Annotated in this window: 20 protein-coding genes; 14 read left to right on the forward strand and 6 right to left on the reverse strand. The window is 74.6% G+C overall.

What is annotated here, in order from left to right:
- Positions 1 to 13: 13 nt before the first annotated feature.
- A complete protein-coding gene (locus tag ACI79R_RS03770; RefSeq protein ID WP_456572279.1) occupies positions 14 to 979 on the reverse strand; it encodes a CAP domain-containing protein in 966 nt (321 codons plus the stop codon).
- Positions 980 to 1197: 218 nt separating this feature from the next.
- On the opposite strand from ACI79R_RS03770, the gene ACI79R_RS03775 reads away from it, so the two are divergent.
- Positions 1198 to 2517: a hemolysin family protein gene (locus ACI79R_RS03775; protein ID WP_456572225.1), complete on the forward strand. Its 1320-nt coding sequence runs from the start codon at positions 1198 to 1200 to the stop codon at positions 2515 to 2517.
- Here the strand turns inward: ACI79R_RS03775 and galE are convergent.
- Positions 2514 to 3515 carry a UDP-glucose 4-epimerase GalE gene (gene galE / locus ACI79R_RS03780; protein ID WP_456572226.1) on the reverse strand — a complete coding sequence of 334 codons (1002 nt, stop codon included), beginning with the start codon at positions 3513 to 3515 and terminating at the stop codon, positions 2514 to 2516. The genes ACI79R_RS03775 and galE overlap by 4 nt on opposite strands.
- A gap of 72 nt (positions 3516 to 3587) precedes the next feature.
- Between galE and hisC the strand changes: the two genes are divergently transcribed.
- The 3 genes from hisC to ACI79R_RS03795 all read left to right on the forward strand — a co-directional run bounded on the left by hisC (position 3588) and on the right by ACI79R_RS03795 (position 6389).
- Complete coding sequence (gene hisC, locus ACI79R_RS03785; protein ID WP_456572227.1) at positions 3588 to 4691, forward strand: histidinol-phosphate transaminase; 1104 nt, start codon at positions 3588 to 3590, stop codon at positions 4689 to 4691.
- A gap of 100 nt (positions 4692 to 4791) precedes the next feature.
- Positions 4792 to 5826 carry a tryptophan--tRNA ligase gene (trpS, locus tag ACI79R_RS03790; protein ID WP_456572228.1) on the forward strand — a complete coding sequence of 345 codons (1035 nt, stop codon included), beginning with the start codon at positions 4792 to 4794 and terminating at the stop codon, positions 5824 to 5826.
- Positions 5823 to 6389: a 2'-5' RNA ligase family protein gene (locus ACI79R_RS03795; RefSeq protein WP_456572229.1), complete on the forward strand. Its 567-nt coding sequence runs from the start codon at positions 5823 to 5825 to the stop codon at positions 6387 to 6389. Before trpS ends, ACI79R_RS03795 begins: the two co-directional genes overlap by 4 nt.
- A 32-nt stretch (positions 6390 to 6421) precedes the next feature.
- Here the strand turns inward: ACI79R_RS03795 and ACI79R_RS03800 are convergent, their stop codons facing one another.
- From ACI79R_RS03800 to ACI79R_RS03810, 3 genes are read right to left on the reverse strand one after another with little or no spacing between them, the layout of a single operon-like run.
- Positions 6422 to 7399: an ABC transporter permease subunit gene (locus tag ACI79R_RS03800; protein WP_456572230.1), complete on the reverse strand. Its 978-nt coding sequence runs from the start codon at positions 7397 to 7399 to the stop codon at positions 6422 to 6424.
- Positions 7396 to 8295 carry an ABC transporter ATP-binding protein gene (locus ACI79R_RS03805; RefSeq protein WP_456572231.1) on the reverse strand — a complete coding sequence of 300 codons (900 nt, stop codon included), beginning with the start codon at positions 8293 to 8295 and terminating at the stop codon, positions 7396 to 7398. The genes ACI79R_RS03800 and ACI79R_RS03805 overlap by 4 nt, the downstream gene beginning before the upstream one ends.
- Entirely contained in the window at positions 8292 to 8687 is a 396-nt protein-coding gene (locus ACI79R_RS03810) for a GntR family transcriptional regulator (RefSeq protein ID WP_456572232.1), read from the reverse strand. Before ACI79R_RS03810 ends, ACI79R_RS03805 begins: the two co-directional genes overlap by 4 nt.
- Before the next feature lie 208 nt (positions 8688 to 8895).
- Between ACI79R_RS03810 and ACI79R_RS03815 the strand changes: the two genes are divergently transcribed.
- Positions 8896 to 9864, forward strand: a complete 969-nt coding sequence (locus ACI79R_RS03815; protein ID WP_456572233.1) for a YihY/virulence factor BrkB family protein — start codon at positions 8896 to 8898, stop codon at positions 9862 to 9864.
- Here ACI79R_RS03815 and ACI79R_RS03820 read toward each other — a convergent pair.
- Positions 9767 to 11116: a D-alanyl-D-alanine carboxypeptidase family protein gene (locus tag ACI79R_RS03820; protein WP_456572234.1), complete on the reverse strand. Its 1350-nt coding sequence runs from the start codon at positions 11114 to 11116 to the stop codon at positions 9767 to 9769. The two genes, ACI79R_RS03815 and ACI79R_RS03820, sit on opposite strands and share 98 nt — an antisense overlap.
- A gap of 254 nt (positions 11117 to 11370) precedes the next feature.
- Between ACI79R_RS03820 and ACI79R_RS03825 the strand changes: the two genes are divergently transcribed.
- From ACI79R_RS03825 to ACI79R_RS03865, 9 genes are all read left to right on the forward strand, one after another.
- Complete coding sequence (locus ACI79R_RS03825) at positions 11371 to 12417, forward strand: BMP family lipoprotein (protein ID WP_456572235.1); 1047 nt, start codon at positions 11371 to 11373, stop codon at positions 12415 to 12417.
- Between the two features lie 231 nt (positions 12418 to 12648).
- The gene (locus tag ACI79R_RS03830) at positions 12649 to 14232 is read left to right on the forward strand and encodes an ABC transporter ATP-binding protein (protein WP_456572236.1); all 1584 of its coding nucleotides are present in this window, start codon (positions 12649 to 12651) and stop codon (positions 14230 to 14232) included.
- Positions 14229 to 15437 (forward strand): ABC transporter permease, encoded by a 1209-nt coding sequence (locus ACI79R_RS03835; RefSeq protein ID WP_456572237.1) that lies wholly within the window; start codon positions 14229 to 14231, stop codon positions 15435 to 15437. Before ACI79R_RS03830 ends, ACI79R_RS03835 begins: the two co-directional genes overlap by 4 nt.
- Positions 15434 to 16717, forward strand: coding sequence for an ABC transporter permease (locus ACI79R_RS03840; RefSeq protein ID WP_456572238.1), 1284 nt, complete (start codon positions 15434 to 15436; stop codon positions 16715 to 16717). Before ACI79R_RS03835 ends, ACI79R_RS03840 begins: the two co-directional genes overlap by 4 nt.
- Positions 16717 to 17133, forward strand: a complete 417-nt coding sequence (locus ACI79R_RS03845) for a cytidine deaminase (protein ID WP_456572239.1) — start codon at positions 16717 to 16719, stop codon at positions 17131 to 17133. Before ACI79R_RS03840 ends, ACI79R_RS03845 begins: the two co-directional genes overlap by 1 nt.
- A complete protein-coding gene (locus ACI79R_RS03850) occupies positions 17133 to 18413 on the forward strand; it encodes a thymidine phosphorylase (RefSeq protein WP_456572240.1) in 1281 nt (426 codons plus the stop codon). The genes ACI79R_RS03845 and ACI79R_RS03850 overlap by 1 nt, the downstream gene beginning before the upstream one ends.
- A gap of 94 nt (positions 18414 to 18507) precedes the next feature.
- On the forward strand, positions 18508 to 19452 hold the full coding sequence (locus tag ACI79R_RS03855) for an ABC transporter ATP-binding protein (RefSeq protein ID WP_456572241.1): 945 nt from the start codon (positions 18508 to 18510) through the stop codon (positions 19450 to 19452).
- Entirely contained in the window at positions 19449 to 20264 is an 816-nt protein-coding gene (locus ACI79R_RS03860) for an ABC transporter permease (protein WP_456572242.1), read from the forward strand. The genes ACI79R_RS03855 and ACI79R_RS03860 overlap by 4 nt, the downstream gene beginning before the upstream one ends.
- Before the next feature lie 66 nt (positions 20265 to 20330).
- Positions 20331 to 21407, forward strand: a complete 1077-nt coding sequence (locus ACI79R_RS03865) for an adenosine deaminase (protein ID WP_456572243.1) — start codon at positions 20331 to 20333, stop codon at positions 21405 to 21407.
- The last annotated feature ends 184 nt before the right edge of the window (positions 21408 to 21591 follow it).

Consider the following 21591-nt stretch of genomic DNA (forward strand, 5'->3'; position numbering starts at 1 on the left):
GCCTCGACCGGACTCAGCCGAACAGCTGGGTCCACCAGGGGCCGCCGGGCCCCTCGACCACGCCCACGCCCAGCCGGGTCAGGCCGCAGTTGAGGATGTTCTGCCGGTGCCCGGAGCTGTTCATCCAGGCGTCCATGACGGCGGCCGCGTCGGGCTGGCCGGCGGCGATGTTCTCGGCACGGGCGCTGAGCCCGGCCGCGGCGGCCCGGTCGAACGGGTCCAACCCGTCGGGGTTGGTGTGGTCGAAGAAGTCCCGGTCGCGCATGTCGGCGCTGTGCGCCCGGGCGACGGCGGCCAGGCCGCCGTCGGCCACGACCGGCGCGCAGCCGGCGGCCGCCCGCTCCTGGTTGACCAGCGCGAGCACCTGCTGCTCGGCGCTGCCGTTGGTCGGCGCGGGGGCAGGGGCCGGCGCGGGGGCGGGAGCGGGAGCCGGCGCGGGAGCGCTGGTGCCGGGGGCGGACGGCGCCGGTGCGGAGGTCGACGCCGGGCCCGGGGCGCTGGGCGCGGGGGGCGTCGTGGTCGTGGTGTCGGGGGCCGGTGCCTGCGGCGTCGTGCCGCCCGCGGTCTCCGCCGGGGCCTCGGGGGTGTCGGCGGCCGACGACGGGGACGACGGGTCACCGGGCGCCGGCGCGGCCGCCGGCGGAACGCTGGTCGCGCTCCCGGACGGGGTGCCGCCCGGCGGCACCGGAGCGCCGTCGGCGCCGAGGACGACCGTGCCCCGGTCGAGGTCGTCGTCCCCGCCGTCGGCCGCGTCGGACGAGGAGGACGCCCCCGTGGCGGAGGAGTCGAGGGTGACCTCGCCGGACCGGCCGGCGCCGCTCCACAGCAGGGGGAGCGCCAGGGCGATCGCGGCGACGAGGCCGGAGATACCCAGCATGGGCAGGAGCGGGCCGCGCGGCCGCAGCGCGCGTCGCATGCCGCGGGACCACCGCCCGAGGGCGGCGGCGAGGCGGGTGCTCAGCGGCGGGCCGGCCGGCATGTGGTGCACGACGGGGTCCTCACAAGGTGCTAGTTACCGGTTTGTGATTTCGGCAGAGACTAACCGTGACCGGTCCGTCACATACAGAGATTTGTGGCGAAGGTCACGTTTGCTGGAACAAGGGAGCGTCGGCCGGCCGCCCGGTGGGCGCCGGCGGCACGGCCGGGCAGCATGGAGCAGCACATGGTCACCCCCGCACCCCGAGGAGCACGCCGCCGGTGAGCGACGTCTGGCTCGACCTCGTCATGGTCGTCGTCTTCGTGCTGATCGGCGGGGCGTTCGCCGGGGCCGAGATCGCCCTGGTCTCGCTGCGCGAGTCGCAGGTCCGCGGCATGGCCGAGGGCCGCGGGCGGCGCGGCCGGGCCGTCGCCCGGCTGCTCAGCGACCCCAACCGCTTCCTCGCCGCCGTCCAGGTCGGGGTCACGCTGGCCGGCTTCTTCTCCGCGGCCTTCGGTGCCAGCACCCTGTCCGAGCCCCTGGCCGAGGTCCTGGTGGCCCGGGGGATGAGCGAGGGCCTCGCCGGCACGCTCGCGCTGGTGCTGGTCACCGTCGCGATCAGCTACCTGTCCCTCGTGGTGGGCGAGCTGACCCCCAAGCGGCTGGCGCTGCAGCGGGCCGAGGGCTTCTCCCTGCTGGTGGCCGCCCCGCTCAACGGCATCGCCACGATCTTCCGGCCGGTCATCTGGCTGCTCTCCCGCTCGACCAACCTGCTGGTGCGCCTCCTCGGGGGTGACCCCAAGGCCGGCGGCGAGCAGATCAGCCAGGAGGAGCTGCGCGACCTCGTGGCCGCGCACGAGTCACTGAGCTCCGACGAGCGCCAGCTGATCGGTGAGGTGTTCCGCGCCGGCGACCGCGAGGTCCGCGAGGTCATGACGCCGCGCACCGAGGTCGACTTCCTCGACGCGTCGATGACCGCCAGCCGCGCCGCCCGGCAGGTCGCCGACTCCAGCCACTCGCGCTATCCCGTGGTCGGCCGGGACCACGACGACGTCCTGGGCTTCGTGCACGTCCGCGACCTCCTCCTGCCCAACCACCCGGCCGGCCGCGCGGCGACCGTCGGCGACCTGGCCCGCGAGGTCAAGCGGCTGCCGGGCACGGCAGGCGTGCTGACCGCCCTGTCGGAGATGCGCCGGGAGAACCAGCACCTGGCGATCGTCGTCGACGAGTACGGCGGCACCGACGGCATCGTCACCCTCGAGGACCTCATCGAGGAGGTCATCGGGGAGATCTACGACGAGTACGACGAGGAGGTCGCCCCCGAGCCCGCGGAGGTGCCCGGCGGTCCGCAGGAGGTGGACGGGCTGCTCAACCTCGACGACTTCGCCGAGGTCACCGGCCTGGAGCTGCCCGACGGGCCCTACGAGACCGTCGCCGGGTTCGTCCTGGCCGAGCTCGGCCGGCTGCCCGAGCTCGGCGACTGCGTCGAGGTGCACGGCCGGCGGCTGACCGTGCTGGAGCTCGACGGACGGCGGATCGCCCGGCTCTCGGTCACCCGGGAGCCGGCCGTCCCGCGCCCGGCGGAGGACGCCGCCGGCTAACGGCCGCTCTGCAGGGGCCCGCCGCGAGCTTGCGAGTGGTGGGGGGCAGAGGGGTCCGTCAACTCCCACGCGTCGCGGACGATCCCCGCCAGGTCGGTGTGCCGCGGCGACCAGCCCAGATCGGCGCGGATCCGGTCGCTCGCGGCCACCAGCTGCGCCGGGTCGCCGGCCCGCCGGGTGCCGATCTCGACCGGGATCGGGTGCCCGGTGACCTCGCGGACGGCGTCCACCACCTGCTGCACCGAGAAGCCGGTGCCGTTGCCCAGGTTGTAGATGCGGTGCTCGCCCGGCTGCGGCGCGCTCAGCGCGAGCAGGTGGGCGTCGGAGAGGTCCTGTACGTGGATGTAGTCGCGGATGCAGGTGCCGTCGGGGGTCGGGTAGTCCTCGCCGTAGACGGTGATCGACTCCCGCGTGCCCGCGGCGACCTGCAGCGCGATCGGGATGAGGTGGGTCTCGGTGGTGTGCCGCTCGCCGCGGCCGTAGGCGGCGCCGGCCACGTTGAAGTAGCGCAGGCTCACCGCGGCGAAGTCGTAGGCGGTGGCGTAGGAGGTCAGCATCGCGTCGACGGCGAGCTTGGTGGCGCCGTAGGTGTTGGTCGGCCGGGTCGGGGCGTCCTCCCGGATCGGCACCTGCTCCGGCTCCCCGTAGGTGGCCGCCGTCGAGGAGAAGACGATCCGGCGGCAGTCCACCGCGCGCATCGCCTCCAGCAGCGCCAGCGAGCCACCGACGTTGTGCTCCCAGTACAGCTCCGGCTTGACCTGCGACTCGCCGACCAGGCTCTTGGCCGCGAAGTGCAGCACCGCCTCGGGGCGCACCTCGGCCAGCACGGGGGCCGACTCCTGCAGCCGCGCCTGGACCAGCCGGGCGCCCTCCGGCACGGCGTCGGCGTGGCCGGTCGACAGGTCGTCGAGCACGGTGACCTCGTGGCCGGCCTCGAGCAGGGCGGCCGTGACTACGCTGCCGATGTAGCCGGCACCACCGGCGACGAGTACGCGCATGGGCCCACCCTAGGTCCGGGCCCCCCGGATCTCCTGCGAGGTGCGGGGCCCCGAACCAGGAGGACGGACGTCGTGGTCAGCGCACGCCCCGCGGTGCAGGCCCTGCCCGCCTACAAGCCGGGCCGCAACCCCGCCGACCTCGCCCGCGAGATCGGTGTCCCGTCGGCGATCAAGCTGGCCAGCAACGAGGTCTCCTTCCCGCCGCTGCCCGCCGTCGTCGAGGCCGTGCAGCGGTCGCTGGGGGAGACCAACCGCTACCCGGACAACGGGGCGCTGGTGCTCACCGAGGCGCTCGCGGCCCACTACGGCGTCGACCCCGCGCAGGTGGTGGCCGGCTGTGGCGGGGTCTCCCTGTGCCAGCAGCTGGCGCAGTCGTTCAACGACCCGGGCACGAGCATGGCCTTCGCCTGGCGGTCGTTCGAGATGTACCCGCTCATGGCGCAGGTCGTCGGCGCGCGCAGCATCGCCGTCCCGCTGGTGCCCGGCCGGCCCGGCGGCCCGGCCGACACCCACGACCTGGACGCCCTCGCCGCCGCGGTCGACGACACCACCCGCCTGGTGTGGGTCTGCAACCCCAACAACCCCACGGGGACGGCGGTGCGGCGGGCCGAGCTGGAGCGCTTCCTCGACGCGGTGCCGGAGTCGACGCTGGTCGTCCTCGACGAGGCCTACCGCGAGTTCGTCACCGACCCCGACGTGCCCGACGGCCTGGAGCTGATGCGCGGGCGGCCCAACGTCGCGGTGCTGCGCACCTTCTCCAAGGCGTACTCGCTGGCCGGGCTGCGCGTGGGCTACGTGATCGCCGAGGATCCCGCGGTCGCCGAGGCACTGCGCAAGACGCACGTGCCGTTCAGCGTCTCCATCCCGGCCCAGGCCGCGGCGGTCGCCGCGCTGGCGAGCATGGACGAGGTGCACCGCCGGGTCGCCGCGGTGGTCGCCGAGCGCGACCGGCTGACCGCCGCCCTCCGCGGGCGCGGCTGGACGGTCTCCGACAGCCAGGCGAACTTCGTCTGGCTCGCGGTCGGCGAGCAGACCCTGCAGCTCGCGGCGGCCCTGGAGGCGCGCGCGGTGATCGTCCGGCCGTTCGCCGACGCCGGCATCCGGGTCACCGTGGGCAGCCCCGAGGAGGACGACGTCTTCCTCGCCGCGCTCGACGAGGTCGGCGTCCCGTCCTGAGGCCGGGCGACACGCGCGTCCCCGCGGCACGCCGGGCCCTGCCTCGGCGGACGCCGGGGGACGGGGCGGGCTGGTCCCCGACCGGCAGCGGGCTGGTTTGATGGCCGACGTGCCTCTTCCCCGTGTCCTCTCCGGCATCCAGCCGACTGCGGGCTCCTTCCACCTCGGCAACCACCTGGGCGCCCTGCGGCAGTGGGTGCAGCTCCAGGAGTCGACCGAGGCCTTCTACTGCGTGGTCGACCTGCACGCGATCACCGTCGCCCAGGACCCCGCCGAGCTCCGCCGCAACACCCTGGTCTCGGCCGCGCAGCTGCTGGCCCTGGGCGTGGACCCGGCGCGCAGCAGCCTGTTCGTGCAGAGCCACGTGCCCGAGCACCTGCAGCTGTCCTGGGTGCTGGAGTGCCTCACCGGCTTCGGCGAGGCCAGCCGGATGACCCAGTTCAAGGACAAGAGCCAGCGGGAGGGGACGGCGGGCACCACCGTCGGGCTGTTCACCTACCCGGTGCTCATGGCCGCCGACATCCTCGTCTACCAGGCCGACCAGGTGCCGGTGGGCGACGACCAGCGCCAGCACCTCGAGCTCACCCGCGACCTCGCCACCCGCTTCAACAGCCGCTTCGGGCAGACGTTCACCGTGCCGGCGGGCTTCATCCCCGAGGGGGGCGCCCGCGTCATGGACCTCCAGTCGCCGGACAAGAAGATGAGCAAGAGCCTGCCGCCGGCCGGCTGCGTGTTCCTGCTGGACGAGCCGAAGGTCACGGCCAAGAAGATCCGCTCGGCGGTCACCGACACCGGGCGCGAGATCGTGGCCGACCCGGTCGGCAAGCCGGGCATCACCAACCTGCTGACCATCCACAGCGCGCTGTCGGGCACCCCGGTGCCGCAGCTCGAGGAGCGGTTCGCCGGCTCCGGCTACGGCGACCTGAAGAAGGAGCTCGCCGAGGTCGTCGTCGAGTTCGTGACCCCGGTCCGCGAGCGCACGCAGGAGCTGCTCGACGACCGGGCCGAGCTGGAGCGGGTGCTGGCCGCCGGCGCGGCCCGCGCCCGTGAGGTCGCCGCCGAGACCGTGGCCGCCGTCTACGACCGGGTCGGCTTCCTCCCCGGGGCGCCGGCCGGCGCGGCAGCGGGCGCATGAACGACGACACGTTCGTGCCGCGCAGCCGGGCGGCGGCCGAGACCGCCGTCCTGGGTGTCGTCGTGGCCATCCCGGAGCCCTGGGCCCAGCTGCTGGTCGACTGGCGGGCCAAGTGCGGCGACCCCCAGGCCACGCTGGTGCCGCCGCACGTGACGCTGCTGCCGCCCACCGAGGTGCCCGTGGCCGACCGCGCGGCGGTCACCGAGCACCTGTCCAACGTGGCCCGGGCGCACCCGCCGTTCGACATGCACCTGTCGGGCACCGGCACGTTCTCGCCGGTCTCGGAGGTCGTCTTCGTCGCCGTCGCCCGCGGCATCGGCTCCTGCGAGCTGCTCGCCAACGACGTCCGCTGCGGCCCGCTGGCCCGGTCGCTGGCCTATCCGTACCACCCGCACGTGACGGTGGCGCACGACGTCGCCCCGGACATGCTGGAGCTGGCCTACCAGGCGCTGTCCGACCTGTCCGTGGAGTTCCGGGTCGAGCACTTCACCGAGTTCGAGCAGTCGCCCAGCGGGGCGTGGGTCGTGGCGCGGGAGTACCGGCTCACCGGACCGCCCCGCTAGCGCCTCGACCACCACCGGCCGTGGTCAGGGCGCTAGATCAGACGGCGCCGTACCCGCCACACCACCACACCGATCAGGACCGCTGCGACGGCGACGAACAGGGCCGCCTCGATGAGCTGGAAGGTCCAGAACCGGTCGGCCGGGTGGTAGATCTCGAACTGCTGGATGCCCCGGGCGTGGAGGAACTGGTCGAGGTCGGTGCCGGCCAGGTCGGCGGCGCCCTCCAGTTCGTCGTACTCGGCCCCGCTCAGCCTGTGCCCGGTGGCGTCTGCGTAGCCGTGTTCGATCACCCAGTCGGCGGAGCCGGGCGCGGACCGGTGCCCCGCCTGGCCCCTCGCGTCGTCGACGGGGACCGCCGCCATGGCGGTGAGCGGGGTGGCGTACGCGGGACGGGCCAGCAGCGCCACCGACATCCGGGCGACGAGGAACGCCCCGAAGGCGACGCCGAACGCGGGCAGGCTGCGTCGCAGGATCGTGCCCGCGGCGGTGGCGACGGCGAACGCGAACAGCGCGTACGCCACCGGGACGAGTCCTTCCACGTCGAAGGCGTCGTACTGGAACCGCCCCTCCCACGCGTCGAACGGCTGGCGGAACCAGGTGAGCACCGCGGTGAACAGCGCGGTGAGCGCGACGGTGACGCCGGCCAGTGCCGCGAGCTTGGCGGCCAGCCAGCGCATCCGCGGCACGGCCTGCGTCCACGCGAGCTGCCAGGTGCCGCCCTCCAGTTCGCGCGCCAGCAGGGGCGCACCGAGGAACGCGCCGATGACGACGGGGACCAGGGAGAAGAACGCCAGGAGGTTCTCGACGTACCCGTACTCCTCGTCGAGCCGGCGGAAGGCGGCCGCGCAGCCCTCGTCGAGACCGGCTGCTCCGGCACACCGGGCGGGACCGCCGGGGAACAGGTCGTGGGCCTGCGTCCCGAGCACGAGCAGGGCGATGCCGAACGTGCCGACGAGCAGGCCCAGGACGCCCACCTCGGTGCGGTGCTGGCGCCAGATCAACCACGTCATGCCGCGACCTCCGGCGCACCCGCGGCGCTCGGCCTGGACGGGCGGCGCAGGTACGCCAGCACCAGGTCCTCCAGCGCGACCGGATGGGCCTGCCAGCCGGGCGCGGTGGGGATCGCGCCGTCGCGGACCAGGAGGGTCGTGTGCCGGTCGCTGTGGACGGCCTCCACGACGGCGCCGGCCCGGTCGAGGTCGGTGGCCGTCCGCGGGCCGACGAGCAGCCGGTGCTCGGCGAGGAGGGTGTCGATGTCGCCGGTGAGGGTGACCCGGCCGCGGTCGAGCACGATCAGGTGGTCGGAGACGCGCTCGAGCTCGTGCACGAGGTGGGAGGAGAACAGGACGGTCACCCCGCCTTCGGCGACCGCGCCCATGAGGACCTGGAGGAACTCGTGCCGGGCCAGCGGGTCGAGGCTGGCCACCGGCTCGTCGAGGACGAGCAGGTCCGGTCGCTTCGCCAGGGCCAGGGCCAGGGCGACCTGGGCCTGCTGCCCGCCGGAGAGGGCACCGGTCCTGCGGTCGAGCGGGATCCCCAGCTTCGCCAGCCGGCGCTCGGCCAGCCCCTGGTCGAACCTCAGGTTGCAGGCCCGGCCGAAGCGGAGCATCTCGGCGACGGTGAAGCGCTTGTAGAGCGGGTGGTCCTGGGCCAGGAACCCGATCCGGGACAGGGTGTGCGGGGTGCTGGCGGTGACGTCGTGGCCGAGGACCTCCACGGTGCCGGTGCTCGGTGCCAGCAACCCGACGACCATGCGCAGCAGCGTGGTCTTGCCCGCGCCGTTCGGCCCCACCAGGGCGATCACGCCGCCGGCCGGCAGGGCCAGGGTGCAGTCGCGCAGCGCCCAGCCCTTCCGGTACCGCTTGCCCAGACCGTCGGTGTGCAGCGCGAACTCGGTCCCTGTCACGCGACGTCCTCGTTCCGGGTCTGCTGGTGGACGGCGGCGAAGAGGGCGTTGACCGCCTGCTCGTCGAGGCCGGCGGCGTAGGCGCGGTGCAGCCAGGCCGCCAGGCCGCGGTGCAGCGACGTGTACGTCGATGGCGGTATCGCGGCCGACTGCTGGTCGTTGACGAACGTGCCCTGGCCGGGCCGGCCGGTGACGAGGTCCTCCTGCTCCATCTGCCGGTAGGCCTTGGCGACGGTGTTCGGGTTGATCGCGAGGTCCTCGACCACCTCGCGGATGAGCGGGAGGCGGTCGCCGGGTCGGAGGAAGCCCAGCAGCACCGCCTGGCGGACCTGCTGGACGAGCTGCAGGTACGGCGGCACGCCGGAGTGGGTGTCGAGCCGGAAGACGAACACGGGAGGCCCTTCCTGCTTTACTAGGATGATAGTAAAGCAGCGGACCGGCGACCGGCGCAACGGACCGGCGGTGTCGACGACCTGATCGCGTGGGCGGCGGCGGGGCACGTCCCGGCACAGCGTGTCGACCGGCACCGGGGACGTCTGCGGTCCGGGCCGCCGGCCGGTCGGCTCGCCAGGGGGGCGGGCGCGCCCCAGACTCGGGCGGGTGAGCGCTCCCGGACCCGACCGGCTGGCCTGGCTGCGCCGGGTCGCCGGCGGCGTCATGGCCGCCGTCGACCGGTCGCGCGCCCGCGCGCCGTGGTTCGACCACCTGGCCCGCGCCGGCGGCCGCTACCAGCGCAGCCAGGGCGACCTGCTGGCCGCCGGGGTCACCTACTTCGCCTTCCTCGGTCTCTTCCCGGTGCTGTTCCTCGCCGCGGCGGTCATCGGCCTGGTGCTGGCGGGGGACGCCCTCCTGCAGCGCGAGCTCTACACCGCCATCCGCGAGGCGTTCCCCGGCTCCACGGGCCGGCAGATCGTCAGCGAGCTGCGCGGCGCGGTCGGCGCGGCGGGCGTGGTCGGCGTCGTCGGCCTGGCCGGGTTCCTCTACGCGGGGCTGCGCGCCATGGACAAGCTGCGCATCGGGATGGAGACGATCTGGAAGGGGCGGGTCGACGAGCCCGACGTCCTCCGGGACAACGTGCAGGACCTGATCGCCCTGGTCGTCCTCGGGGCGGTCGGCCTGCTCAGCCTGGGCCTGACCGGCGTCACGACCGGGGCGACGACGTGGCTGCTCGAGGCACTGGGCCTCGAGGACGTCCCCGGTCTGTTCCTGCTCACCTGGCTGCTCGGCACGGTCCTGGCGCTGGCCAGCGACGTCGTGGTCTTCCTGTGGCTGCTGCGGGTGGTGCCCTCGACGTCGCACCGCATCCGCGACCTGCTGCCGGGGGCGCTGTTCGGAGCGGTCGGCTTCGAGGTCATGAAGCTGCTGGGCAGCCTCTACCTGTCGCTGATCTCCGGCAACGTGACGGCCTCGGCGTTCGGCGGCTCGGTGGGCATCCTGGTGTGGATCAACCTCGTGTTCCGGTTGGCCTTCTTCACCGCGGCGTGGACGGCGACCCTCCGCCGGCTGCCGGAGGCTCCTCCGGTGGGCGGTGCGGTGCAGCGCCCGGCGCCCGAGCCGGTGGACGCCTGACCGGCCGGTCCCCCTCGGCCGGCGTCCGGTGCACCGCCCGGCGCCGGCCCACGACGGTGGCCGCGACGACCGCCGCCGCGGCGACGGCCAGCCCGATGCCGAGGAGCGCCGGCGGGTCGCCGTCCCCGGACGCCGGAGCGGCGCTGCCGGCGGAGACCGGCCGCGGCGCGGCGCTCTCCGTGGGGGTGGCCGGTGCGGTGGGGGACGGCGCCGTGGCGGTCGCCTCGGCGCCGGAGTCGACGAGCACGCCCACGCCCTCGGTGCCGGCGGGCACGGAGAAGCCCCAGTCCAGCAGCAGCGCGGCCTGGTCGGCGGCGCGCAGCGGCACGTTCTCGGTGCCCATGACGCTCACCACCAGCCGCCGGCCGTCGCGCTCGGCCGCGGTGACGAAGGTGTGCCGGGCGGCGTCGGTGAACCCGGTCTTGCCGCCCAGGTTGCCCGGGTAGCTGGTGAGCAGCGGGTCCTGGTTCTGGATCTGGTAGCCCGGCGAGCGGCCCTCGACCGGGGGCATCTGCGCGGTCGGCGTGGTCAGCACCGCGGCGGTGAGCGGATCGGCGACCAGCCGGCGGAAGACCAGCGCCAGGTCGTAGGGCGAGGACGACTGGCCGGCGACGTCGAGCCCGGACGGCGTCCCGGCGACGGTGTCGAACGCGCCGATCTCCACCGCCGTGGCGTTCATCGCCGCCAGGGTGGCCTCCGTGCCGCCCGCGGCACGGGCCAGCGCGTTGGCCGCGTCGTTGCCCGACTGCAGCACGAGGGCGAGGAACAGCAGCGGAACCGGGTAGCGGCCGCCGGCCACCAGGCCGACCCGGCTGCCCTCGACCTGCTCGTCCTCGACGGTGCCCTCGACCACGAGACCGGGGTCGAGCCGGTGGGCGAGGGTGAGCAGCGTCAGCGTCTTGAGCGTGCTGGCCGGGTAGTAGCGGCCGTGCGGATCGCGGGCGGCCAGCACGTCGCCGCTCAGCGCGTCGGCCACCAGCCAGCCGGGCGCGACCACGCCGTCCGGGAGCGGGGGCGTGCCCTCGGCGGCGACCGTCCCGCGGGTGTCCAGCCCCTCGCCGCCGACCGTGGAGCCGTCCGGTGCCGAGCCCTGCGGCGGGCCGCCGGGGTGCGGCGCGGTGGGCGTCGGGGCACCCGGGTCGACCGTGGGCCGGGGCGCCTCGGCCAGCGCCGGGCCCGCGCCCACCAGCAGCAGCAGGACGGCGAGCAGCGTGGCCGCTGCCCCGCGCCGCGCGTCGCCCGCTCCCCGCACGGCTGCCGACGGTAACGGTCCCGGTCCGCCGTGTGGTGGGGGCCGGACGGCGGTGGGTCGTTCGCAACGATCCCGTCTCGGTCTCCCGTCCAGCAGGCGGACCGGCGGGCGACCGCGGTTAGCGTGGCCGAGGCCCTGCTCCCCGCCGTGCCGTGCGGCCGGCGGGGAGTCCGGGACCGTTCTGAACAACCGGGACCGCTCCGCACCGCGGAGCCGGTCCCCCCAGAGAGGAGAGCGTCTTGCGCCCTGCGCGGATGACGAAGGCCGCGGCGCTGCTGATGGCCGGCAGCCTGGCCCTGGCGGCCTGCGCCAGCGACGAGGACAACGGCGGTGGCGGCGGCAGCAGCGACGGCGGCGCCGCGCCCAGCGGGGAGCTCAAGGTCGGCGTCGCGTTCGACACCGGTGGCCGCGGGGACAAGTCCTTCAACGACTCGGCCATCCTCGGCGTCGAGAACGCCACCGAGGCGCTCGGCGGCACCTTCCAGGAGCTCTCGCCCAACGAGGACGCCTCCAACCGCCGCGAGCTGCTGGTGCAGCTGGCGGAGGGCGACTACAACCCGGTGATCGCGGTCGGCTTCGCCTACGGCGAGATCATCGCCGACGTCGCCGAGGAGTACCCGGACACCACCTTCGCCATCGTCGACACCTCCGTCGAGGAGCTCGGCGTCGACAACCTGACCGGCCTGGTCTTCGCCGAGGAGCAGGGCAGCTTCCTCGCCGGCGCCGCGGCCGCACTCAAGACCGAGACCGGCCACATCGGCTTCGTCGGCGGTCAGGAGAGCCCGCTGATCGAGAAGTTCGAGGCCGGGTACGTCGCCGGTGCCGAGGCGGTCAACCCGCAGATCCAGGTCGACGTCGACTACCTGTCGCCCGCGGGCGACTCCTCCGGCTTCGGTGACCCGCAGGCCGGCAAGCTGGCCGCGCAGGGCATGTACCAGGCCGGTGCCGACATCGTCTTCCACGCCGCCGGCGGCTCCGGCGAGGGCGTGTTCGAGGCGGCCGTCGAGGCCGGCGCGCGGGCCATCGGCGTGGACTCCGACCAGTGGCTGAGCGCCTCGCCCGACCAGCAGGCCGTGATCATGACCTCGATGCTCAAGCGCGTCGACCTGGCGGTGCAGGACTTCATCGAGTCCTACGCCGACGGTGACGTCGAGGGTGGCGGCGACATCCGCAACGACCTCTCGACCGAGGGTGTCGGCCTGGCCGTCTCCGGTGGCTACATCGACGACATCCAGGACCAGCTCGCCGACTTCCGGCAGCAGATCATCGACGGCGACATCGAGGTCCCCACGACCCCGTGACGTCCTCGGACTGAGCGAGAACCACACCGGCGGGCCCGGGGAGGCTGCTCCCCGGGCCCGCCGTCGTGAGCGGGGCCGACCCTGACCCACCGGCGCCCGGCAGCGGTGGGTCATCATGCGGCGGGACCTGCGTCCGCCGCGCGCGGACGGCCGGCGCCGGCAGCGACCCTGCCGCTCCGGACAGGAGACGAGCGGCGGCGTACCGGCAGCCGCGACGAGAGAGGGGCCGACATGGCCGCAGCGAGCACGCCCGGCGGTGCGCCGGGCCCGGTCGGGACCGACGCGGACGGCGTCCCGCTGGCCGTCGAGCTCCGGGGCATCACCAAGCGCTTCCCCGGCGTGGTGGCCAACCGCGACATCGAGCTGCGGGTCCGCCGGGGCGAGGTGCACGCCATCGTCGGCGAGAACGGCGCGGGCAAGTCCACGCTGATGAAGACCCTCTACGGCATGCACCGTCCCGACGAGGGCACGATCCTGCTCGACGGGCGCGAGACGGTCTTCCGCAGCCCGGCCGACGCGATCGCCGCCGGCGTCGGCATGGTGCACCAGCACTTCATGCTGGCCGACAACTTCACCGTGCTCGAGAACGTCGTGCTGGGCAGCGAGCCGCGCAAGGGCGGCCGGCTGGACCGCGCCGAGGCCCGCCGCCGCATCCGCGAGATCTCCGACCGCTACGCCCTCGGCCTCGACCCCGACGTGCTCGTCGAGGACCTCGGCGTCGGCGACCGGCAGCGGGTCGAGATCGCCAAGGTCCTCTACCGCGGCGCCCGCACGCTGATCCTCGACGAGCCGACCGCCGTCCTGGTCCCGCAGGAGGTCGACGAGCTGTTCGGCAACCTCGCCGAGCTCAAGCGCGAGGGCCTGACGGTCATCTTCATCTCGCACAAGCTCGACGAGGTGCGCAAGGTGGCCGACTCGATCACCGTCATCCGGCGCGGGACGACGGTGGGCACCGCCGACCCGCGGACGACGACGGTCAAGCAGCTCGCCGAGATGATGGTCGGCGCCGAGCTGCCCTCGCCGCAGACCCGCACCTCCGCCGTCCGCGACGTGCCGGTGCTGGAGGTCCGCGGGGTGACCGTGGCCTCCTCGGGGGCGCGTCCCGCGGTCGACGACGTCAGCCTCACCGTCCGCGAGGGCGAGGTGGTGGGCATCGCCGGCGTCGAGGGCAACGGGCAGGCCGAGCTGGTCGAGGCGGTCATGGGCCTGCGCCCCCTGGCCGCAGGCGCGGTGCTGCTGGGCGGCGCGGACATCACGTCGGCGAGCACGCGCGCCCGCCGGGAGGGCGGGATCGGCTTCATCCCCGAGGACCGGCACCGCCAGGGCATGCTGCTCGAGGCGCCGCTCTGGGAGAACCGCATCCTCGGCCACCAGACCCGGCCGCCGGCCAGCCGCGGCCTGTTCATCGACCGCAAGGGCTCCCGCGCCGACACCCAGCGGATCATGGAGGAGTACGACGTCCGCGCCCCCGGCCCGGACACCCTCGCCGTCGCCCTCTCCGGAGGCAACCAGCAGAAGCTGATCGTCGGGCGCGAGATGAGCGCCGCGCCCCGGGTGCTGATCGCCGCCCACCCGACCCGCGGCGTCGACGTCGGCGCCCAGGCGGTGATCTGGGAGCTGCTCAAGGACGCCCGCGCCGAGGGGCTGGGCATCCTGCTGGTCAGCGCCGACCTCGACGAGCTGATCGGCCTGTCCGACACCCTGCACGTCATGCTCCGTGGCCGCCTGGTGGCCACGCTCGACCCAGCCCGACTCACCCCCGAGGAACTCGGCAGCCACATGACCGGCGCCTCCGACGCGGCGGGTGCCGCATGACCCTCGCCCAGCGGATCCGGCAGGCGCTCCTCGCGCCGGTCATCGCCGTCGTCCTCGCGCTGGTCATCGTGACCGGCGTGATCCTGGCCATCGGCCAGGACCCGCTCGCCGCGGTCCGGGTGCTGTTCGACTTCGGCGACGAGCCGGCCCAGCAGACCCGCGGGATCGTCAACATCCTCAACCGGGCGGTGCCGCTGTTCCTCTCCGGCCTGGCCGTGGCGGTCGCCTTCCGCATGGGGCTGTTCAACATCGGCGTCGAGGGCCAGTACCGGCTCGCCGGTGTGGTCGCGGCCGCGGCCGGCGCGGCCGTCGCGCTGCCCATGCCGCTGCACCTGCTGCTGATCATCGTGGTGGCCATGGCCGTCGGCGCCCTGTGGGCCGGCATCGTGGCGCTGCTGAAGGTCACCCGCGGCGTCAGCGAGGTCATCAGCTCGATCATGCTGAACTTCATCGCCGCCGGGCTGGCCTCCTACCTGCTCACCGGCCCGTTCCGGGGCAGCGCGCCGGGCGCGGAGATCATCACGACGAAGGACATCCCCGAGTCCGGGTGGTTCCCCGACCTCAACGGGATCTTCTCCGCCCTCGGGCTGGCCGATCCGCGGCGCCCGCTGTACGGCTTCCTGCTCGTGGCCGTCGTCGTCGGCGTCCTCGTCGCGGTGATGCTCAAGCGCACCCGCTTCGGCTTCGACCTGCGGGCCACGGGCCTGTCGCCGTCGGCCGCGTCGGCCAGCGGCGTGGACGCCCGCGGCATGGTCGTGAAGACGATGCTCATCTCCGGGGCGATCGCCGGGCTGATCGGCCTGCCCGACCTGCTGGGCGACACCCACCACTACGGCACCGAGTTCACCGGCAACCTGGGCTTCCTCGGCATCGCCGTCGCGCTGCTGGGACGCAACACCCCGGTGGGGATCGCGCTGGCCGCGCTGCTGTTCGCCTTCCTCGACCGGTCGGCGATCCCGCTGCAGTTCGCCGGCATCCCCGCCTCGGTGGTCACGATCATCCAGGGCACGATCGTGCTCGCGGTGGTCATCGCCAACGAGGTGGCCCGGCAGGTGACCCGCCGCACCGCCGAGCGCCGCAGCGGCCAGGCCGGTCCCGCGGCCGCGCCGACCGCCGGCGGGGGAGCCCCCGGCCCGGCCCTCGGCACCGAGACGACCGGGCCGGCCCGGACCGGCGGCGACGAGCGGCAGGAGGCGGGGGCATGAGCACCGCGACGACCACCAAGGCCCCCGGCCGCCGCACGCGCGGCCCGATCGCCGAGCTGTTCCTCGGCGGCGGCACCGCCCGCCGCGTGGCGTGGGGCTTCGTCGCCCTCGTCGTCCTGCTGTCGGTCGTGCGGGTGATCTCCGGCCAGGAGCGCCTGACGTCGTCCTCGACGTTCGCCGCGGCGCTGCTGCTGGCGGTGCCCATCGGGCTGGCCGCCCTCGGCGGGCTGTTCTCCGAGCGGGCCGGCGTGGTCAACATCGGCCTCGACGGGATGATGATCCTGGGCACCTGGGGCGCCGGTTTCGCCGGCTACCAGTGGGGCTGGGCCGGGGCACTGGTCGGCGGCGCGCTGTTCGGCGCGATCGGCGGCCTGCTGCACGCCGTCGCCACGGTGACCTTCGGGGTCGACCACGTCGTCTCCGGCGTCGCGATCAACATCCTCGCCGCGGGCGTCGTCCGCTTCCTCTCCGAACTGGTCTACGGCGGTCCGGACGTCGGCGGCGGTGACACGCAGTCGCCCGCGCTGTCGGTGCGCCCGCCGAACTTCTCGCTGCCGGTGCTGAGCTCGGGCCCCGACCTGCTGGGTGACCTCGAGGCCAGGCACTGGTTCCTGATCTCGGACGTGGCGGGCCTGCTGCGCGGGCTGACCAGCGGGGTCGGCGTGCTCACCCTGATCGCGGTGCTCATGGTGCCCGCGGCCTACCTGCTGCTCTGGCGGACGGCGTTCGGCCTGCGGCTGCGCTCGTGCGGGGAGAACCCGGCCGCGGCGGACTCGCTGGGCGTGCCGGTGTACCGGCTGAAGTACATCGCCGTCGTGATCTCCGGGGCGCTGGCCGGGCTCGGCGGCGTCTTCCTCGTGTTCGTCGCCAACTCCTACAAGGAGGGCCAGGTCGGCGGCCGCGGCTTCATCGGCCTGGCGGCGCTCATCTTCGGCAACTGGCGGCCGGGTGGCCTGGCCGCCGGCGCCGGCCTGTTCGGCTTCGCCGACGCGCTGCAGCTGGGCAGCAACCCGCCGGTGGTGGGGCTGCTCCTGCTGCTGGCGATCGTGCTGGCCGCGGTCGCCGTCTTCCAGGCCGTGCGGCGCCGGCTGGTGCAGGCGGTGCTCGCCGGCCTGGCCGCGGTCGTGTTCCTCATCGGCTTCCTGACCGTGGAGGAGCTGCCCGAGGCGATCGTCGGGTTCACCCCGCACCTGATCACCCTGCTGGTGCTGTCACTCGCCAGCCAACGACTACGGATGCCCAAGGCCGACGGACTCGTGTACCGACGAGGGGAGCACTAGTGCCCGCAGTCGACTGGGACGCGCTGCGTTCTGCCGCCCGCGAGGCGATGACGCACGCCTACGCGCCCTACTCGCGGTTCCCCGTGGGGGTGGCCGGGCTCGTGGACGACGGCCGGGTGGTCACCGGCTGCAACGTCGAGAACGCCTCGTACGGGCTCGGGCTGTGCGCCGAGTGCGGGATGGTCAGCGACCTCGCCCGCACCGGGGGCGGCCGGCTGGTCGCCGTCGCGTGCGTCGGTGGCGACGGGCAGCCGCTGATGCCCTGCGGCCGGTGCCGCCAGCTGCTCTGGGAGCACGGCGGCGCGGAGATGCTCATCGAGACCGTGTCGCTGGGGATCGTGCCGATGCGCGAGGTGCTGCCGGACGCCTTCGGCCCGGACGACCTCACGGCCGCCGCGGAGAGGGGGCAGGGCTGATGGCCGCCTTCGACGCCATCGACGTCATCCGCACCAAGCGGGACGGCGGGCAGCTCTCGGCCGACCAGATCCGCTGGATGATCGGCGCCTACACCGCCGGCGAGGTGCCCGACGAGCAGGTCAGCGCGCTGCTCATGGCCGTGTTCTTCCGCGGCATGGCGCCCGAGGAGCTCGCCGTCTGGACCCGGGCGATGATCGACTCCGGCGAGCGCAAGGACCTCTCCTCGCTGGGCCGGCCCACCGCCGACAAGCACTCCACCGGCGGGGTCGGCGACAAGATCACGCTGCCGCTCGCGCCGCTGGTCGCCGCCTGCGGGGTGGCCGTGCCGCAGCTGTCCGGCCGCGGTCTCGGCCACACCGGCGGCACGCTGGACAAGCTCGAGGCGATCCCCGGCTGGCGGGCCGACGTGCACGAGGCGGCCTACCTGCAGCAGCTGCGCGACGTCGGCGCCGTCATCTGCGCGGCCGGCCACGACCTCGCGCCGGCGGACAAGAAGCTCTACGCGCTGCGGGACGTCACCGGCACGGTGGAGTCGATCCCGCTGATCGCCAGCTCGATCATGAGCAAGAAGATCGCCGAGGGCGCCGACGCGCTGGTGCTCGACGTCAAGACCGGCTCCGGGGCGTTCATGAAGGACCCCGACTCCTCCCGGGAGCTGGCCCGCACGATGGTCGGCCTGGGCGAGGCGGCGGGCGTGCGCACCGTCGCGCTGGTGACCGCGATGGACCGGCCGCTGGGCCGCGCGGCGGGCAACGCGGTGGAGGTCGCCGAGTCCGTCGAGGTGCTGGCCGGCGGGGGACCGGCCGACGTCGTCGAGCTGACCCTCGCCCTGGCGCGGGAGATGCTGGCCGGCGCCGGGCGCGCGGACGTCGACCCGGCCGAGGCGCTGGCCGACGGGCGGGCCATGGACGTGTGGCGGCGGATGATCGCCGCGCAGGGCGGCGACCCCGACGCGCCGCTGCCGCAGCCGGCCGAGCGGCACGTGGTGACCGCCCCGGCCACCGGCACGCTGACCCGGCTCGACGCCTACGCGCTCGGCGTCGCCGCGTGGCGGCTGGGTGCCGGCCGGGCGCGCAAGGAGGATCCGGTGTCCGCCGCGGCGGGGGTCACCTGGACCGCGGGCGTGGGGGAGCAGGTGACCGCGGGGCAGCCGCTGCTGGAGCTGCACACCGACGACGCCGCCCGCATCCCCCGGGCGCTGGAGGCGCTGGAGGGCGCGATCGGCGTGGACACCGACGACCGCCCGCTGCCGCTGGTCCTCGACCGCATCTCCGGCTGAGGCGGAGTGCGGGACGCGAGGTTTCCTCGCATCCCGCACTCCGCAACCGGGGGTGGCGCCGGTCACGCCGGGCGGCGGAGCACACTGGGCTCTCGTGACGAGTACGTCCGCGGTCCCGGTGTCCGACGCCGCCGCCCCGCGACCCGGCAGCCCGCTCGATCCTGACGCCGCCATCTCGGTGCGCGGCCTGGTGAAGCGGTACGGCGCGGCTCCCGCCGTCGACGGTCTCGACCTCGACATCCGGCGCGGCGAGATCTTCGCCCTCCTCGGCCCCAACGGCGCCGGCAAGACGACGACGGTCGAGATCTGCGAGGGCTTCCGCGGGCGGGACGGCGGCGAGGTGCGGGTGCTGGGCACCGACCCGGCCGACGGCGGCCGCCGCTGGAAGGCGCAGCTGGGCATCGTGCTGCAGTCCGGCGCGGGGGACAGCCAGCTCACCTGCCGCGAGCTGCTGGTGGCGCAGGCGTCCTACTACCCGGACCCGCGCGACCCCGACGAGGTGCTCGAGCTGGTCGGGCTCACCGGGAAGGCCCGCGCCCGCGGGCGGGCGCTGTCCGGCGGGCAGCGCCGGCGGCTCGACGTCGCCCTGGGCATCGTCGGCCGGCCCAGCCTGCTGTTCCTCGACGAGCCGACCACCGGCTTCGACCCCGAGGCGCGGCGGCAGTTCTGGTCGCTGATCCGGTCGCTGCGCGACCTGGGCACCACGATGCTGCTCACCACCCACTACCTCGACGAGGCCGAGGCGCTGGCCGACCGGGTCGGCGTCATCACCCGCGGCCGGCTGGTCGAGGTCGCCGTCCCCTCCGCGCTCGGCGGCCGCGGCGCGGCCCCGGCCGTCGTCTCCTGGACCGAGGACGGCGCCCGCCGCACCGAGGCCACCGCCACGCCGACGGCGTTCGTGCGCGACCTGGCCGCCCGGTTCCCGGGCGAGATCCCCGACCTGGCCGTCGCCCGGCCCACCCTCGAGGACGTGTACCTGCAGATGATCGGCGAGTCCCCGGCGTCCGTCGTCCTGCCCGACGCGGAGGTGCCCGCGTGACCGCCGCCCCGGACCTGCGGCTGCCCCCGGTCGCCGGCGTCTACCGCTCCCGCGCCGGGGTCGAGCTCAAGGAGTTCTTCCGCCAGCGCGAGTCCGTCGTCTTCACGCTGTTCTTCCCGGTCATCCTGCTGGTCGTCTTCGGGGCCGTCCTCGACTACGACATCGGCTCCGGCATCAGCTTCACCCAGTACTTCATGGCCGGGATCATCGCCGCGGGCATCCTCGGCGCCAGCCTGCAGAACATGGCGATCAGCATCGCCACGGAGCGCTCCGACGGCACGCTCAAGCACCTGTCGGGCACGCCCATGCCCAAGAGCGCCTACTTCGTCGGCAAGATCGTGCAGGTCCTCGCCGTCACGGTGCTGATCCTCGCGATCCTGCTGGCCATCGGCACCCTCGCCTACGACGTCGCCCTGCCCAGCGGGAGCGACTGGCTGACCTTCGTCTGGGTGGCGGTGCTCGGCTCGGCGGCGTGCACGCTGCTGGGCATCGCGGTCTCCAGCCTGGCCCGCAACGGCCGGTCGGCCTCGGCCATGGTCACGCCGATCGCGCTGATCCTGCAGTTCATCTCCGGCGTCTTCTTCCAGTTCAGCCAGGTGCCCACCTGGATGCAGACGATCGCCTCGCTGTTCCCGCTGAAGTGGATGGCGCAGGGCTTCCGGTCGGTGTTCCTCCCCGACGCCCTGGCCGCGCAGGAGCCCGCCGGCACCTGGGAGCTCGGGCGGGTGGCCATCGTGCTGGCGCTGTGGTGCGTGGCCGGGCTCGTGCTGTGCGTGCTGACCTTCCGCTGGCAGGACCGCGGCGCGGACTGACGCCATTCGCGCGCGAACGGCAGGGCACCTGACGGCGCCGCCGGCCGGTGGGCCGACAATGTCGCAGTGCCCGCACCGCTCGACGCCGCCTCGCTGATCCGCGCCCCCAAGGTCCTCCTGCACGACCACCTCGACGGCGGCCTGCGCCCCCAGACGGTGCTCGAGCTCGCCGACGAGGCCGGCTACCGCGACCTGCCGGCCGGGGACGCCGAGGCGCTGGGCACCTGGTTCCGCCAGGCGGCCGACTCGGGCTCGCTGGTGCGCTACCTGGAGACCTTCGCGCACACCGTCGCGGTCATGCAGCGGCCCGACGCGGTGCGCCGGGTGGCCCGGGAGTGCGCCCTCGACCTCGCCGCCGACGGCGTCGTCTACGCCGAGGTGCGCATGGCCCCCGAGCTGCTCACCGCCGGCGGGACGCCGATCGAGGAGGCGGTCGAGGCCATCCTCGACGGCTTCGCCGCCGGCAGCGCCGAGGCCGCCGCGGCCGGGACGCCGATCCGCGTGGGCGCCCTGCTGTGCGCCATGCGCCAGAACGACCGCTGGGACGAGGTCGCCGGGCTGGTCGTCCGCCACCGGGACGCCGGGGTGGTCGGGTTCGACCTGGCCGGCCCCGAGATCGGCTTCCCGCCCGACCGGCACCCCTCGGCGATCGCGCTGCTGGACCGGGCCGGGGCGCACCGCACCGTGCACGCCGGCGAGGCGGCCGGGATCGACAGCATCCGCGCGGCCCTGGACGGCGCCCGCGCCGAGCGGCTCGGCCACGGCGTGCGGATCGCCGACGAGGTCGCCGAGGACGGCAGCCTCGGGGAGCTGGCCCGGCGGGTCCGCGACGAGCAGGTGCCGCTGGAGATCGCGCCGTCGTCCAACGTGCAGACCGGCGCCTACCCGTCGCTGGCCGCCCACCCGGTCGACCGGCTGCACCGGCTGGGCTTCGCGGTCACGGTGAACACCGACAACCGGCTGATGAGCGGCGTCTCGGTCAGCAGCGAGCTGGCCGGCGTCGTCGCCACGTTCGGCTGGGGGTGGGACGACGTCCGCACGGTCACCGAGCGGGCGCTGGCCGCGGCCTTCCTGCCGGGGGAGGAGCGGGCCCGCCTGCTCGCCGACGTCGTCGCCCCGGGGTACGCCGCGCTGGCGGAGTGACCGCCCCCACCCCCGATCGCGGGAACAGCCTGGGCGTTCCCGCTGCTACGGTGGGTGTACCGGCACTCGCCGGTCATCCTCCCGGACGGTCCGTCCGGGCATGAGCGCATCCGTGCAGGTCTGCCGCCCCGGTCGGGGAGGGCGACCGCCAGTGAGGACGCCGACAGCGGCGCCCGCCTATCAC

It is taken from the genome of Blastococcus sp. SYSU D00820 (assembly GCF_054050695.1).